The following is a 2,399-nucleotide window of genomic DNA, read 5'->3' as shown; positions in this document are numbered from 1 at the left end:
TGCCGTTGCCGGCGCTGTGGCTGGTCCGCGCCGCCGACAAATCGGACGAACTGGACGTCGAAGCTCGGGCCGCCAATATCACCCTCGGCTTCGACGCGGTGATCGCCATCGAGAACATCCGCGCCCAGCGCGCCGGTGAAACCGACGACGTACTACTGGCGTACCGCGATGCGGTGCGGACGCTGTTGCAGGGCTGGGAAATCGAACCCGGCGTGACGCCGATCAAGTTCAAGGGCGGCAAAGTGCTGGAGTACACCGCGCAGGACATTTACTGGGCCGATCGCTACGAATTCCAGGCCCTGATCGTCAACTATTTACCCGACCCCGGCCCGTATAACGAGCTGGTTTACACCGGAGCACCCGACCTATGATCATCAGTTACGACTACATCCCGCAGGCGCTGCGCTATCCCGGCGTCTACATTGAAATCGACGGCAGCCAGGCCGGCCTGGGAGACGACATTCCGGCCGTACTGCTGGTCGGCCAAAAGCTGGCCGCCGGCAGCGCCGTGGCCGGTGAGATTACCCGGATCAGCTCGGTCTACGACGCGGTGCAAAAAGCCGGCGCCGGCTCGATGTTGGCGCAGATGGCGGCGCGTTACCGGGCCATCGACGCAACGTTGGACCTGTACATGCTGCCGTACAGCGACAATGGCGCCGGCGTGGCCGCGACCGGTACCATTACCGTGACCAACGCTGCCACGGCCGACGGCACCCTCTCATTATATATAGCTGGCCGCTTGGTCTCCGTGGGCGTGACCAGCACCATGACCACTGCACAAATCGCCACGGCCATTGCTGCGGCGTTTACCGATGCCGATTTACCGGTAACGGCCGCCGCCGTCGCTAGCGTAGTCACGTTGACTGCAAAGCACAAAGGCACCTGCGGCAATAACATCGATATGCGGCTGAATCTGTACGGCGAACTCAAGCCGACCGGTTTGGCGTTGACCATGGCCGCGATGGCCGGCGGCTCCGGCGACCCGGCGCCGGGCAATCTGACCACGCTGCTCGGCGCCAACCGCTGGTACCGTTACATCGCGCTGGGCATCAACGACGCTGCCACGCTGGCCGCATGGCATACCGAAAGCCAACGCCGCTATCAACCGCCGGTACAGGCCGGTTTCCGCGCCTTTACCGCTCATCGCGGCGATTACGCGGCGGCGGCGGCGTTTGGCGTGACCAAAAACTACGAACACATTTGCGACCTGTCGCTGGAGATCAACCCAACCGCCACTTGGGAAGCGGCGGCGATCCTATGCGCGGCGGCAGCGCCAAAACTGTACAACAACCCGGTCGAGTCGCTGGAAGGCAAAGCGCTGACCGGCATGATCGGCGTGACCTACCACGATTGGACCAACGGCAACAGCTTGCTGTTTAAAGGCATGTCGATCATGGAAGTGGGGACGGACGGCAGTTGCTACATCAAGCGCTTGGTCACGATGCACCAGTTCCGCCCGGACGGCTCGGCCGACGATGCCTACTTGGACGTCAATACGCCCGAGACGCTGGAGCGGGTGCGCTACACCCAAAGGGTAGGCGCGATCAAAGCCTTTGTCGGCACAGCCGCCGCTAAGACTAACGAAGGCTACCGGCCCGGCCTGCGGATTACGACCGAAGATTCGGTAAAGGCGTTTTTGCTGGGCTTGTACCGCAATACTCTAATGCGGGAATACGGCTGGGTGCAGAACTACGACCACTACAAGAGCACGTTGGTGGTCGAGCAAGATCCGGATAACCCCAGCCGGTTTAATTATGTGGATGTGCCGGTGTTGTTATCGCCGTTTTACATCCTGGCCGGCCGCGCCCAGTTTGTGAAGCGGGTTTAACCCTTCGACTTCGCTCAGGGATAGCCCCGTAACCGTTTAACCAAAATCATGCCCCGCTCGGCAACCCAACCGGTTGCCAAGCGGGCCGAAGCAAAGGAGACAACATGCCCGCACTCAAGAATATCCGGACGGTTTCGATACCGTCCATCGGCAAATTGCCGTTAGCCGCCGAGCCCGGCACCTTTACGCCGGCCGGCGAAACCCGCACGGCAAAGGAAGGCCGCTTGGCCGAGGACGGCGGCTATCTGACAGGCAACAAAATGGCCGTGCTGGAACTGAACATCAACATCCAGGCCGGTGTGGATCTGGACGCGATCAACGCGGTCGCCGATGAAAACATCACGGTCCGGCTCAGCAACGGCGAAGCGTATCTGATGTCGCAAGCCTTCCGTTCCGGCGATCCCGCCAGCTGGGGCAACGGCGAGAGCAAGATTACGTTTATGAGCAATACATCCGAGCGGATTTAAGGGGGGGATATGGGTAAGCGACCAGCACGCGCTGAGTGGGAATACGATTCGATGAACGATTTTTTGGCGGATGGCGGAGCCGCCAGTTACGGCGACGGTAGGCT

3 protein-coding genes are annotated in these 2,399 nt (G+C 61.2%); all 3 read left to right on the top strand.

Annotated elements, in window-relative coordinates; translation table 11 throughout:
• The coding region (locus AC3B8H_RS20415) for a phage tail terminator protein (protein WP_488443355.1) at window positions 1-371 on the top strand (371 nt) is incomplete at its 5' end.
• Window positions 368-1,828: a hypothetical protein gene (locus AC3B8H_RS20410; protein ID WP_488443354.1), complete on the top strand. Its 1,461-nt coding sequence runs from the start codon at window positions 368-370 to the stop codon at window positions 1,826-1,828. The genes AC3B8H_RS20415 and AC3B8H_RS20410, both read left to right, overlap by 4 nt.
• 104 nt (window positions 1,829-1,932) lie before the next feature.
• On the top strand, window positions 1,933-2,295 hold the full coding sequence (locus AC3B8H_RS20405) for a phage tail tube protein (RefSeq protein ID WP_488443353.1): 363 nt from the start codon (window positions 1,933-1,935) through the stop codon (window positions 2,293-2,295).
• Window positions 2,296-2,399 lie beyond the last annotated feature (104 nt).

It is taken from the genome of Methylomonas sp. BG-2, assembly GCF_057766305.1.
This window is presented reverse-complemented; position numbering and strand designations above follow the sequence as displayed.

Excerpts from the sequence above, each read along its gene's own strand:
- AC3B8H_RS20410 (WP_488443354.1), top strand. The coding sequence starts at position 368 with ATGATCATCAGTTACGACTACATCCCGCAGGCGCTGCGCTATCCCGGC.
- AC3B8H_RS20405 (WP_488443353.1), top strand. The coding sequence starts at position 1,933 with ATGCCCGCACTCAAGAATATCCGGACGGTTTCGATACCGTCCATCGGC.